Origin of the sequence: Petrocella atlantisensis (genome assembly GCF_900538275.1) — a bacterium.
Lineage (GTDB): Bacteria > Bacillota > Clostridia > Lachnospirales > Vallitaleaceae > Petrocella > Petrocella atlantisensis.
Map to the genome: position 1 here is coordinate 2,519,877 of NZ_LR130778.1, position 13,637 is coordinate 2,533,513.

Here is a 13,637-nt window from a genome sequence, read left to right on the forward strand (position 1 = left end):
AAACAACACTTGTGGTAATAGCCTAGTTCAATGAATTTATTGCTAGGAGGCGTATATATAGCTCTATCAAAAATATTATTAAGGAGAATTTTATGAGATTAAAAAGAATGTGCAGTATTTTCATGGCTTTGGTAATGACGGTAACACTAAGTATAACATTTACGGTACCTGTGGCGGCAGAAACGACCGGTTACTGGACAGATGCCGAGAATGTAGCAACGGTAGCTCCGGATTATGATTTTGCTTCGAATACGTATACAATTGACAATGCCGCAGAGCTTGCATGGGTGGCTAAGGAGATTAATAGTGTCGCTTATAATAACACTGGCGGTGCTACTTTTATTTTGAGTAATGATATTGATCTTGCGGGACATTTTTGGGTACCTATTGGTGAATTCCAACAGCACACTTTAACAGGTACCTTTGACGGTAATGGCTACACCATATCCAATATGACAATAGGAACGGCGTCAGAACCATCGACCCTTACCGAGGCTGGTCTCATTGGATATGCTGATGATGCCGTTATAAAAGATATTAATATGACAGATGTATCTATTTATACTTCTGTTGCAGATAACGTTTTTATAAAAGCCGGTGCCATCGTGGGAATGGCATTTAGCAGTACAATATCGGACTGCTCGGTTGCGGGTATCATAAGTGGTAGTGGTACTTTAGCGGTTAGTTCAAGCCGCGGTGTAGGCGGTATAGTGGGTCTTAGTACATCAGATATTGATCGCTGTTCTTCGTCCATCAACATCATAGCAGGTGGCAGTATGCTGCCTGTTGGTGGTTTGGTAGGATTGATGACTGGGGGCAACATTACAGAGAGTTATGCCACAGGTAATGTATCAGGAAGCGGTGCCAAATATATTGGTGGTCTGGTCGGCTTTGCTGAAGGAGAGGGTACGATTAGTGACAGCTATGCCACAGGTGATGTGACAGGTGGCGGTTCATCGGATGCAGGCGGTTTAGTCGGACACAGCTATTACAACATAGAAAGCTGCTTTGCCATAGGAGAAGTATATGGTGGTGATTGTGCAGGTGGTTTGGTAGGCTTTGGGAGAGCTGGTAATATCACCAACTCTTTTGCAAGTGGAAACGTAACATCCTCAAATACTGTTGGGGGACTTATTGGGATGAGTTTGTATAGCGGCTTAAGCAGTGTTACCAACTGCTATGCCTCTGGTGATATTAATACATCACAATCCAATGTTATTAACCAATCTGCAGGTGGACTGATCGGCTATAGGGGGACCACTGTAGATACCATAATTACAAATGCTTATTGGAATAAGGATGCAACACAGATAGTAGATGGTGTCGCACGTAATATGGATTCAAAGCTTGGAATAGGACGTGCAACCGACGATTCAACGGCAAAGTCATGGGATGAAATGACAGATGTGGCTTTTGCTGATCTACTAAGTGCGAATAACGGAGCATTAAGGGATTGGACGTCTGTTTACGATCTCAATGATGGGTATCCTTATCTTGAAGGTCTATATTTTACGACGCCTTCTACCACCAATACAGTTACTTTTAGAAGTTTAGAAACGGATTATAAAGTCATGCATGTTACTGAAGGCATTTCTGTGATGGCGACGATGACGGATCCAACACAGGCACATTTTGATTTTACGGGCTGGACGCTCACCAGTGATGGAAGCGGTTCATTCTTTGATTTTACAACGAGCATAACAGAAGATACGACACTCTATGCACAGTGGGCACCAAAACCAACGTATTCAGTACTCTACAATGCTAATGGAGGATTAGGGGATGCACCTGTTGACATCAACACCTATGAAGAAGATGGTTTGGTCACATTGCCATCTGGTAGTGGATTGACGAAGGCCAACTATATATTTGGCGGCTGGACGCTCTCGAGTGACGGAAGCGGTACGGTTTATGCTGCTGGCGCAACGTATACAATGGGCGGTGGGGATACTGAGCTTTATGCGAAGTGGAATCCTAGCTACACGGTAACGTACCATGCAAATTCAGGCGTGGGGACTGAACCCATAGATAGTAATGCTTATACGCCGGGTAGTTTTGTTACATTATTATCTGGCAGTGGGCTTACGAAAGAGAGTTTCAGATTTGCCGGTTGGACGCTTAACAGTGGCGGAAGCGGGACGGTTTTTCAACCAGATGGTACTTATTATATTGGAAGCACAAATATTAATTTCTATGCAAAGTGGACACCAACCTATACGGTCACTTATGATGTTAATGGAGGAACAGGAACAACTCCAGTAGATAGCAACGCATATGCACAAGGCGAACCATGTTTATTGGCATCTGGTAGTGGTCTTACAAATGGAAATCTCAATTTTGGAGGCTGGGTGGATGAAGATGGAAATAAATTTGCTGAAGCCGACTATTACCATTTTGACAATACGAATGTTACCTTATATGCAAGGTGGACAAATTATTGGACAGACTTTGGTAATGTGGCCACAATTGATCCGGACCTAGAAGAAGATACCGATACATATATAATTGATAATGCAGCCGAACTAGCCTGGGTAGCTAAGCAGGTTAATGATGGCAATGATTTTTCTGGCTATACGATTAGAATTGCAGACAATGTTACAGATATAGACCTTTCTGGGCATGACTGGTTTCCTATTGGAAGTGATTATGTATTTTTCAGAGGGGATTTTGATGGTAATAATAAAAAAATCTCCAATCTTACAATGGGAACAGTTGATATGCCGAACACAGAGTTGATATATGCTGGTTTATTTGGAGGTATTTCGGAGTCAACCATAAGCAATGTCTGGTTAGAGGATGTTTCGATATATTCATCTGCAGTATATGCCGAAATAGGCGGACTCGTTGGATATGCCGATAATATTAGTATAATAAACAGCCATACATCCGGTAGAATATCCGGTGGTGAGAGTGTTTATATTGGCGGTCTTATTGGAGATGTATATGCAAGTACAATCTTGGATGCCTATGCCACTGTGGATGTAACCGGTGGTGATGATGCCGTGGTTGGTGGTTTGGCTGGATATGCTTATGGCAGTATGTTTACAAATAACTATGCTACTGGGAATTTATCAGGTGGAATTAACACAGTCATGGGTGGCTTTATAGGATATGACGATGAGGATTTTGATAACAATAGTATAGCCTATGGCTATTGGAATGGTGATGCAAGTCAGGTTATAGCTGGATCTTCAGTGGATGTTAAAGTAGGTATAGGTATGGGGCCAAATGAAGCTTCAGTGATATCTAAAATATCAGATGCCATGAAGAACAATGATTTTGCGATGTTACTAGATGCAAATAAGAGTGGACAAACGACGGGCACATGGACAATCTTACCGAGTGTAAATAATGACTATCCTGTGCTTGCTAATACGGTTAACTTTGATAAAAATGGTGGTACTTCAGATGCAAGTCCGACAACCAAGTTAGTAGTCTTAGGTGGTAATGTAAGCACTTTACCCACAGCCCCAGTGAGAACAGGCTATACTTTTAGCGGGTGGAATACCGTAGCAGGTGGTAGCGGCGTCACATTTACACCGACGACTACTGTAACGGAAGATATGACAGTTTATGCACAATGGACATTAATCAGCACTGGCAACAATTCAGGTTCAACGCGCCCGACAGTTCCATCAGAAGATGTGAACACAACATCATTTACAGCTCAAACCAATACGGCTACCGGAACTGCTACGGCAGACGTAGGGGCAAGTGAAATGACATCCCTAACTGACAAGGCGAAGGAAAGTGAAACTGCTGGACAGAAGGCAGTCATAGAAATCAAAGTTGAAGCGAGTGTCAATGCAAAAACAGTTGAAGTAGTGATGGATAGAACCGCCTTTGACAAAGTAGCGGAAGATACAAAGGCTGATGTAAAAGTCACTACAGGTCTTGGAAGTATAACTTTTGATGCAGAGGCGGTTAATACGATTAGCGGTGCGGCCGGAACAGGCAACATCACAATTAGTATGGCTAGGGTAGAGACAAGCACACTTTCAGGTGAAATGCAGCAAGCGGTAGGCAATAGGCCGGTTTATGATTTATCAGTATCAGCCGGAAGTTCTAATATATCTGAATTTGGTAACGGTAAGGCTACTATTAGTATTCCTTATACACCGGAAGCTGGGGAAGATGACGATGCTATCGTTGTTTATTATATCGATAGTGAAGGCAAGCTCAATCCTGTTAAGGGTAAATATGATGCAGCAAGCGGTACTGTTGTTTTTACCACGAACCATTTTTCAGAGTATATGATCGGCTATAATAAAGTGAGCTTTAGTGATGTTGTAGAATCATCGTGGTATCGTCAAGCAGTCACTTTCATTGCAGCAAGAAACATAACAACAGGTACAGATGCAACCCACTATAGCCCTAATGCCAAATTAACAAGAGGCCAATTCATCACCATGTTAATGCGGGCATACGGTATAGAAGCGGATGAAAGCGGGACAGATAACTTTGCGGATGCAGGAGATACCTATTATACTGGTTATCTGTCTAAGGCCAAAGCCCTTGGTATCACAAAGGGCATCGGTGATAATCTGTTTGTACCTAATCAGGAAATCACCAGACAGGAAATGTTCACCCTGCTCTACAATACCTTAGGGGTCATTGGTGAACTTCCTACAGAGGTTGAAGGAAATCAAATAATGGATTACATCGATGCAAACCTGATAGCAAGTTGGGCAGAAGACGCCATGACATTATTTGTAGGAACGGAAATCGTTAGTGGGCATAATGGTAAGCTTTCTCCGACAGATACGACAAACCGAGCAGAAATGGCACAGGTATTATACAATCTGTTGGCAAAATAAGGGATGCTACTTTAAAAATTCTTTTAATGATAACAAAACAAAAACAGGTACGGTTAACTTTATGAGTTAGCCGTACCCGTTTTTTATGTATCCGTTATTTTATCTAAAGAGATTTGGACAATACCGGTATGGTTGATTTAAGTTTAGCTGGCATTTTGAAGCAAATCAAGGCCAGTATGAGAATGATAGGATAATATAAAACTTATGGATTACGTTGTTAAGAGAAATGGCTAAAGTTTGTAATTGCTAACATAGTAGTTAGATGATACAATATGACTATCTTAATAAGAGAGGGTGAAATATATGGAACAAGATATTCGTCCATCAGCGGACCTTAGAAATCATTACAATGAAATATCTAAGCAATGTCATGAGACAAGAAAGCCAGTAATCATAACGAAGAACGGAAGAGGCGATACAGTAGTAATAGGCTTGCAGGAATACAAGCAAATGACATCGGAATTGGAATTGCTGCGTACATTAGCAGAAGCAGAAGAAGACGTGAAGTATGGAAGGGTTGAATCACTTCAAAAAACCTTTGATGATATTCGAAGCAACTTACTAAATAGGGAGGACTGATATGTATCAAATAGTCCGAACTGAAAAAGCAGATAACCAATTAAGAGATTTGATTTATTATATTGCAGATGATTCCGGAAGCGTGGACGTAGCACTAAATTATCTTGATAAACTTGAGAAAGCAATGATGCGACTTTCTGAATTCCCAGAATCCGGAAGTACTCCGAGATATGCGATATTGCGTAAACAAGGATATAGAGTATTGATTGTGGAAAAGCATTTGGCATTTTATAAAGTTGATCATACAAACAAGGTAGTAACAATATATGCTGTTGTAGATAGTAGACAGGAGTATAGAAATCTCATATAAGTGAATTTTTTGATATAAATTTTTGTCTCAAAAAACACGCCACTCATATTATGACATCTTTTTAATTAGATATTCTAATCTTTTAGAAGAAAATAATCTAGAGAAAGCACTTGTAGGACTGTTTGAAATCTTAAAAGTTGGTCGTTAAGAACCTTAAGGGAAAAGTCTATGTGGCCTATGGATAAATAAAAAATAAAAACAAGAAATTTTACGGTTATAACTGCAAAACTTCTTGTTTTTATTTTTTATTTAAGTATAATATAGTTATAAGGAGGTATTATATGAAAAGCAGAAACCAATATTTAAATAAATTATTGAGATGGAAAGATAAACAAGTAATAAAAGTGATTACAGGTGTAAGAAGGTGTGGAAAGTCGTCTTTACTTATGTTATATAAAGACTATTTGGAAAAATCGAATATATCTGATGATCATATTATTTTTATGAATTTTGAATCTATGAAATATATAGATATATTGGATTATAAATCTTTATATACAACAATTACAAAAGAAATCAAGAAGCAGGATATTAAAACCTATATATTATTAGATGAAATTCAATTGATTGACGGATGGGAACGATGTATTAATGGGTTATTGGTTGATTATAATGTAGATATATATTTAACAGGGTCAAATTCGTATATGTTATCTTCAGAATTAGCAACCTTATTATCGGGTAGGTATGTTGAAATAAAAATGCTTCCATTGTCTTTTAAAGAATTTTTAGATTTTTCAGAGATAAAAACTTATAATAATAAATCTTTAATTGATGAGCGATTTAACAGTTTTTTTAGATATGGTGGACTTCCGTCAGTAACCTTGTTTGATGATGATGAAAACCTTACGAATGAATTACTAATCGGTATTTATAATACCGTTGTAATGAAGGATATCATTCAAAAAAACAGTGTGAGAGATCCAGCATTATTAGACAGTTTAATAAGATTTCTTGCAGCTAATGTTGGGAGTATAGTTTCAACGAAAAAAATTAGTGATTATCTAACAAGTGCTGGTCGTAAAACAACAAGCGAAACAATAGATAATTACATAAGCATGGTTATAAGTAGCTTTATTATATATAAAGTTAATCGGTATGATATGAAAGGTAAAATGCATCTTAAAACGTTTGAGAAATATTATTTGGTTGATACGGGTATACGTTACTTGCTTGCGGGAAGTAAGTTTATAGACGAAGGCTATGTACTTGAAAATATCGTTTATCTAGAGTTAATTAGACGTGAGTATCAAGTTTCAATAGGTAAGATAGGAGATTTAGAAGTAGATTTTATAGCTACTAAGGCGTCAGAAAAAATATATGTTCAAGTTTCACTGACAATAAGTGACGATAAAACTAGAAAGAGAGAATTAAAACCATTACTAGCTATAAATGATAACTATCCAAAATGTATTATCACAAAAGATAAAGTTGCTTTTGAAGACATTGAAGGAATACATGTGATTAATATTATTGATTATTTATTGGAAGATTATGTTTAAGGAGTTTAATAATAATGGAGAAAGCGAAAGGGTTGTGTGGGTTACCCAATGGGTGGCAACCCTTCTTCATAGATAGCTTCCTTAGATGCTTCTATGTCTTGTTGGATATGAAGAACATGGTTCATGACCGAGTCATGGGTTTCAACAACGGCATCTTCAAGAAGGCTTTCTTCAAGGTGCATGGCTTCGTCGGATTCGGTCCTAAAGACTGAGACATTTGCCTCCATCTTGTTCGCTAGTTTTGCTAGATCCGAACTCGAAGCTGACATGGCGTCAAGAAGCTTGGTCTGTTCCACGATGGATGCGGAAGACTGCTGGGCACCGGCTGCATTTTGTTCTGAGATAGCGGATAGTGACAGTATAAGGTTGTTGATGGCTACCATCTGACCGGACATCTCGACACCGGAGTCATTGATGAGCCCAATATTATCCCTCATGATGCCAATAGCTTCTGCGATACCATTGAATTTTGCATTGGTTCGGTTAACATCTTCTTCTTGTTTGCGTACAGCTTCTCTTGCCATCTCCATGGTTTCTACAGCTTTTGAAGCTTTATCTATAAGTTCTTTGATATCCATACCGATTTCCTTAGTGAATCTTGTAGATTGCTCAGCCAATTTTCTGATTTCATCGGCTACAACAGCAAATCCTTTACCAGCAGCACCTGCTCTGGCAGCTTCAATGGCAGCGTTTAAGGCTAGGAGATTTGTTTGATCGGCAATATCACGAATCATGGAACTGGCTTTTTGAATCTTCATGGCACTGTCACTGGTTGCCCTGACAATGTCTTGTGCAGAGGCCGTCGCATCGTTACTGATCTGGGTCTCAGTTACAAGACTTCGAACGATATCCATACCATCTTCTTTGAGCTGTTCAACATGCCCAGCTGCTTCATTGAGGCTATCCACTTGACGTTGATCCTCTTCAATGAGCTTAGCAAGCCGGTTGATTTCATGGACACCTTCTGAAATGGCGCTGGCTTGTTCGGAAGCACCATTTGCAATATCTTCAATGGTCGCAGCAATCTCCTGGCCTGTTGCTGCAGCATGCTCACCGCTCTGGGATAATTCATCTGAAGCCAAAGATACACCAACAGATGCTTTTGATATCTCTTTGATAATCTTCATGAGTTCAAGCCTAGTACCCTCACTTCGTCTTGCCAATGCACCCATCTCATCTTGCCTAGATAAGATAGAGGCATCCATAGACTGAGATAGGTCATATTCGGAAATAACTTCCATTTGATCCAAAATAATTTTCAGTGGTCTTGTAATGCCTACAGTCAGCTTAAGTGCAATGCCGATACTTAACAATACGCCAAGAACCAATGAAATGACAGCAATTATATCAGAGTGACGTTCCACTTGAATAATTCTTTTTTCAACGGTTTCCTCAATGACTTTTACTTGATCTATGGAAGCCTTTGATGCTGCACTCATATTCATGAACTGCTGACGTTGTTTAAGTAACAACTTGTCGAAGTTATCAAAAGCCTTCTCGTATTTGTCCAGACTTTTCATTGCATCTTCAAGACTCTCAGTTACACCTTTTGATGTGGATTCTTTTAATGATTCTTCTAGAAAATACCTTGTCTTACCAAAATTATTTCTAAGTACCTCTGCATAAGTCTCAGATTCCGTTTTTGAAAACTTGGTTGCCGACAGCTGAACTTCCATGAAGCTATCTAGAGCAGTTTGGAGTCTGTTGTAATTCTTGAAAGATTCAACGACAGCATTTTGATCATTGCCGTATAGGACGTTCACCTGGGCCACATCCATGGCGCGCTTGATGTCCGATACAACTTCGTTTTCTATTGCAATCCGTATCATTTCCTGATTGTTCTTTGCTTTCTCAAGTTCAACATACCCTTCAAATTCGCTTCTTAAGTTGCCAATCTGATCCTCATAAGCAGCCATACTATTTGCGTACTCTGATGCCAAAGCAGGCGTTCTTGCGATCTCAAGAGATAAATCCAGGAAGTTTCTGACCTTGTCAGCGGTTTCCTCTAGTCCGTCATTTTCATAATTCGCTTGTTCAATCTGTGCACTAAGAACACTTTCCTGTGCATAGGCAACGGTTTCTAATAAATGACTCTGATGACTGATTCTATTAATATTAATCATGGATCCAAGGGCTACAACCAATATGACCGTTGTCAAGATGGCATAACCTACACCGATTTTTTTCCCTACTTTTACATCCTGCAGAAAAACTTTTTTTACTTTCTGTTGACCCATTTCTACCTCCATTAGTCACTGCATCGCAGTATCTTCCTATGTCAAAAATGCATCTTCACAACAAAAGTTGCATATTGATTCTAGTACTTTCGCCTTACAAAATCACTATATCAACCCTATCTTTCCATGTCAATGCAAGGGATGAAGTGTTAACCTACTCCTTACAATATTTACCCAAAGTTAAACTAGGCCCCCGATTTTTGGGTTGTTATTAAATGTTAACAGATCGGTCACACAAATGTAAGATATAAGTGATTGTAAGACAGAGTTCCAAGTGGTAGAATACCCTTGTTACTGTTGATATTCTTTGTAGCTCTTATTATGGAATGAGAATGACAAAATACATGGAATAATGACTGATATAAAACGGATGAAAAAGTGATAAGGAAATAGGTAGAATATGTTAAGAAAGATATATGGCATTATAGTATTAGTTGCATTATTTATGGTATTGCTTGAAGTACCCGCATTAGCGGTTGAGCCAGGGGAAGAACGGGTTACCTTGGGTGCAAATCTGACAGAAGAACAAATCACTCAAATGTATACGGATTTTGATGTTGAGCGCGGTGAAGTAACAGAAATAAGTGTCACTATTGAGGAGGAAAGAGCATACCTTTCTGGGCTTGTGCCGGATGAAAGAATTGGTTCATCTTCCATATCAAGTATTTATATAAAAACCCTCGAAGAAGATTCAGGAATTAATGTTACAACAAATAACATTAATTGGTGTACAGAAGACATTTATAGAAACGCACTTATGACTGCAGGTATAGAAAATGCAAGTGTGATGGTATCTGCACCTTTTAAGGTTTCAGGTACTGCGGCGCTGACCGGTATCTACAAAGCCTATGAGGATATCACGGGTACTTCTCTGGATCAAACGGCAAAAGAAGTTGCTACTGAAGAGTTGGTGACCACAAGCGAGCTTGCAGAAACAATAGGTAGTGATGATGCGACAATGCTTATGAACGAGTTGAAGAAAATACTGGATGAGACAAAGGACATGACAGACGATGAACTAAGAGCGGTGATCCTTAGTTTGGCAGATGCACAAAATATTGAGTTGACCGAAGAAAATATCCAACAAATTATAAATCTCAGCAGAACACTTGAAAAGCTGGATATTTCTGAGTGGGGCGATAAATTATCCCAATTAGCAGAGACGATGGATAATGCCAAAGAAGCCGGGAAAGGTATTACATCCTTTTTAAATGGCTTAGAAGATTTCTTTGCTGGCGTTAGTGATTTTTTCGCTAATATATTTGGTGGTATTGAAAAGATTTTTGGTAGCTAAATTAGAAATTCAAATTATAGTAAACGTCAACAAGAATCAATTCTATAGAATTGATTCTTGTTTTTCTCTAGGAAAGTCTATGCTATAATACTATATCTTATACATCATTTTCCATCAAGAAAACATGCTTCATAGGTATGTGCAGTTTTATCTTGTTGTTGGATTCTGATATGTGAGGGCATGAGGCTTTAGCTATATCCAGTTGAAGCACATTGCCCTCACAATTAACAATAATCGTCGTTGAGAATACCCCTTCTATTTTATCCATAATCTCACAATCAAATACATTCTCCTTATGAGAAATGTCAGAATAGAGCCTAAGGTGGTGGGCACGGATACCGGCAAGCATAGAGTCAGATAAGGGTATTTGATGCTTAGTGGCTTTATAAATGAGGTTTTTGGACTTGAGTAGAAGGTAGTCTTTATGCTCTTCTAAGATGGACACGTCCAGTATATTCTTGCACCCGGTTATTCTGGCTGTGGTCAAGTTAATGGGTTTGCTAATGATGTCTTCTTTTGGACCGAGTTGAAGATTCTGACCTTGATCCATGATCATGATCTGGTCACAGATGCGATAAGCTTCTTCAATGTTATGAGTGACAAGCAATACAATACCATTGAAATTCTCTTTGATTATTTTCATCAATTCTTTTTCCAATAAGTATTTAATATGACTATCAAGAGCCGAAAAGGGCTCATCTAAGAATAGCAAATCCGGTTCTGTAATGAGTGTTCTTGCAAGAGCCGTTCTTTGTTGTTGTCCGCCGGATAGTTGAGAGGGATAGTGGTGCTCAAGACCCTTTAGCTGCATCTTTTCAATCATATGGGTGACTTTCTGAGCACGTAGACTTTTTTCAAAGTGCTTCATACCATAGGCAATATTTTGCTTTACTGTCAGATGAGGGAACAAGGCATAGTTTTGAAAAACATAACCTATGTTGCGTTCACGTGAGGGTATATTAACTTTTGATTCGGAGTCGTACAATAATGTGCCGTTAAGTCGAATACTGCCGCTATCTGGTGTTTGAAGTCCGGAGATGCATTTTAAGGTCATGCTTTTGCCACAACCGGATGCACCAAGTATACCTAGTACGCCTTTATCGGCGGTAAAGGAAGATTGGAGCGTGAATTTTCCTAAGGTCTTTTTTAAAGATACTTCAAGCATGTTCACTCACCCCTTCTTCATCTTTCTCTCAAGTTGGTTGATTGTAAACAAGACAATAATGGCAATGCTGGTCATAATAAGGACAAGCAAGTTGGCCATTTCTTTGTTGCCGGCTTGTAAGGCATCATAAATAGCGATGGGCATGGTCATTGTCTTATTAGGAATGCTACCTGATACCATTAAGGTGGTTCCAAAATCGCCGAGTGCTCGGACAAAAGACATTGTTAGACCTGCCACGATACCACGCCATGCGATGGGCATAACAACGGTAATGAAGATATTCAATTCACCTCGACCAAGGAGTCTGGCAGCATTCAGATAGTCCTCGTTAATCTCAAGAAAGGCTGTTTTTGAGGCTTTGATAAAGTAAGGAATTGCAACAACGGTTGATGCGATGATGGCACCGGTTGGTGTAAAAACAATCCTAGCGTTAAAATGGTCCTCTAAAAAAGCACCAAGAGGTGATTGCCTCCCGAGTAGAACGAGTAAATAATACCCAAGCACTGTAGGCGGCAATACAACGGGTAGATTGGTTAACGTATCCACAAAATCTACGGCTTTTCCATGACCCTTACTTAAAAAATAGGCAATAGGAAGTCCGAATAAGAAGCTGATCATCGTTGCAGTAAAAGCGACTCGAAAAGACAAGTATAGTGGAAAAAGATTAATATTATTCATAAGCTTACTCCCCAGGTGTTACGAAACCATATTTTTGCATTATTTCTTTGCCTTCGGGACCATTCACAAATGCTACAAAGGCTCTTGCCAGTTCTTCATTATCGGTATCACTTAATACTGCCATGGCTTGGGTTAAAGGTGCATGCATATCGGAATCAATCATACTATAATTAAGTGTCGCTTCATCCTTTTGTGAGAGTGCAATAATAGCGACATCTGCATTGCCGGTCGTTAGGTAGGAAAGTGTTTCTGCAATGTTTTTACCAAAAACGATTTTGGGCTCGAGCGTCTCCCATAATCCTGCGGTTTCAATGGCTTGTTTTGCTGCTAATCCATAGGGTGCATGCTCAGGACTTGCGATGGCTATAATTTTGATATTTGAATCCCTAAGATCATCCATAGTTGTTGCTTGAATCCCACGGCCTTTATAGGTTGCAATGCCGATACGACCTATGGCGCAAATCTGTCTTGTTTCTGAAAGAATCAGATCTTTTGCATCAAGGCCTGTAATGGCACTTTCATTTGCAGCGGCAAAGACATCAAAAGGTGCACCATTGGTAATTTGTTCACTTAAGGTGGCGGTTGAGGCAAAAGAAAAGGTAATATGACAGTTGTTTAAAGTTTCAAAGGCTGTGCCTATTTCAGTAAAAGCCTCTGTTAGTGATGAAGCTGCAGCAACGGTCAATCCACTTTTTTCTTGAGACATGGAATCGGCTGATTCACGAGATAGGTCTATGGTAGAGGCAATATTCTCTTTGGTGTTACAGCCAGCTAGGCTTAAACTGGTTAAAATTAAGAATAGCAAGATTAGTTTATTTTTCATTACAATGCTCCTTTTTGTAAGATATGGATGCAACAAAAGCAAACAGAAAGGTAGGTAACCTACAATATTATTGTCATTAATATTCATCTTATTTTCTAAATAGTTTTGACACTTTAATCAATTATACGTATTATAGGGGTGGAAGTCAATTTGAGGTTATTATTCAACCGCATCCAGATAAAAATCAAGAACATACTTTCTAAAAAAACATATGAAGCCACGATGCACCAAG

At 39.1% G+C, this 13,637-nt stretch carries 9 protein-coding genes; 5 read left to right on the forward strand and 4 right to left on the reverse strand.

Going from position 1 to position 13,637, the window contains the following annotated elements:
* The first annotated feature begins 92 nt into the window (after nt 1–92).
* The 4 genes from PATL70BA_RS11600 to PATL70BA_RS11615 all read left to right on the forward strand — a co-directional run bounded on the left by PATL70BA_RS11600 (nt 93) and on the right by PATL70BA_RS11615 (nt 7,208).
* Nucleotides 93–4,817 (forward strand): InlB B-repeat-containing protein, encoded by a 4,725-nt coding sequence (locus PATL70BA_RS11600; RefSeq protein WP_125137508.1) that lies wholly within the window; start codon nt 93–95, stop codon nt 4,815–4,817.
* 303 nt (nt 4,818–5,120) lie between these two features.
* Nucleotides 5,121–5,396 carry a type II toxin-antitoxin system Phd/YefM family antitoxin gene (locus tag PATL70BA_RS11605; RefSeq protein WP_125137509.1) on the forward strand — a complete coding sequence of 92 codons (276 nt, stop codon included), beginning with the start codon at nt 5,121–5,123 and terminating at the stop codon, nt 5,394–5,396.
* 1 nt (nt 5,397) lies between these two features.
* The gene (locus PATL70BA_RS11610) at nt 5,398–5,706 is read left to right on the forward strand and encodes a type II toxin-antitoxin system RelE/ParE family toxin (protein ID WP_125137510.1); all 309 of its coding nucleotides are present in this window, start codon (nt 5,398–5,400) and stop codon (nt 5,704–5,706) included.
* A gap of 281 nt (nt 5,707–5,987) precedes the next feature.
* The gene (locus tag PATL70BA_RS11615; protein WP_125137511.1) at nt 5,988–7,208 is read left to right on the forward strand and encodes an ATP-binding protein; all 1,221 of its coding nucleotides are present in this window, start codon (nt 5,988–5,990) and stop codon (nt 7,206–7,208) included.
* A 41-nt stretch (nt 7,209–7,249) separates the two neighbouring features.
* On the opposite strand, the gene PATL70BA_RS11620 is transcribed toward PATL70BA_RS11615, so the two are convergent.
* Nucleotides 7,250–9,445: a methyl-accepting chemotaxis protein gene (locus PATL70BA_RS11620; protein ID WP_172596222.1), complete on the reverse strand. Its 2,196-nt coding sequence runs from the start codon at nt 9,443–9,445 to the stop codon at nt 7,250–7,252.
* Between the two features lie 400 nt (nt 9,446–9,845).
* On the opposite strand from PATL70BA_RS11620, the gene PATL70BA_RS11625 reads away from it, so the two are divergent.
* Complete coding sequence (locus PATL70BA_RS11625; RefSeq protein WP_125137513.1) at nt 9,846–10,739, forward strand: DUF1002 domain-containing protein; 894 nt, start codon at nt 9,846–9,848, stop codon at nt 10,737–10,739.
* A gap of 97 nt (nt 10,740–10,836) precedes the next feature.
* On the opposite strand, the gene PATL70BA_RS11630 is transcribed toward PATL70BA_RS11625, so the two are convergent.
* From PATL70BA_RS11630 to modA, 3 genes are read right to left on the reverse strand one after another with little or no spacing between them, the layout of a single operon-like run.
* Complete coding sequence (locus PATL70BA_RS11630; protein WP_125137514.1) at nt 10,837–11,904, reverse strand: sulfate/molybdate ABC transporter ATP-binding protein; 1,068 nt, start codon at nt 11,902–11,904, stop codon at nt 10,837–10,839.
* A 6-nt stretch (nt 11,905–11,910) separates the two neighbouring features.
* Nucleotides 11,911–12,582, reverse strand: a complete 672-nt coding sequence (gene modB, locus PATL70BA_RS11635) for a molybdate ABC transporter permease subunit (RefSeq protein ID WP_125137515.1) — start codon at nt 12,580–12,582, stop codon at nt 11,911–11,913.
* A 4-nt stretch (nt 12,583–12,586) separates the two neighbouring features.
* On the reverse strand, nt 12,587–13,405 hold the full coding sequence (gene modA, locus PATL70BA_RS11640; protein ID WP_197715759.1) for a molybdate ABC transporter substrate-binding protein: 819 nt from the start codon (nt 13,403–13,405) through the stop codon (nt 12,587–12,589).
* Nucleotides 13,406–13,637: the final 232 nt, after the last annotated feature.